Here is a 246-nt window from a genome sequence, read left to right as displayed (position 1 = left end):
TTGCACCTCCGCCCGCTCCCTCCACCGGGAACCCCACAGCCGCCCTGCTCACTCCACTCGGACCGAAGACAGCAGGAACAACCGAGCCATCTGCCAATCGCGCCCGATGCTGCGCTCCGAGCGCTGGCACCGAACGGCGATTTCCAGTTCCGACAACCCCGCGAAGTAGCGAAGTTCCACCACATTGTCCAGGTGCCCGTCCACCGCCTGCAACCGCGCAATCGCCAAGTCCAGCGCAAGCAGGTC

General features: G+C 65.4%; 1 protein-coding gene. It reads right to left on the bottom strand.

Annotated features, from left to right (window positions below):
* Positions 1–48: 48 nt before the first annotated feature.
* A partial coding sequence (locus tag ACQG3P_RS21695; RefSeq protein ID WP_426806206.1) for an ECF-type sigma factor occupies positions 49–246 on the bottom strand: 198 nt, incomplete at its 5' end.

The sequence above is a fragment of the Stenotrophomonas sp. SrG genome, assembly GCF_050031795.1.
GTDB lineage: Bacteria > Pseudomonadota > Gammaproteobacteria > Xanthomonadales > Xanthomonadaceae > Stenotrophomonas > Stenotrophomonas rhizophila_A.
This window is presented reverse-complemented; position numbering and strand designations above follow the sequence as displayed.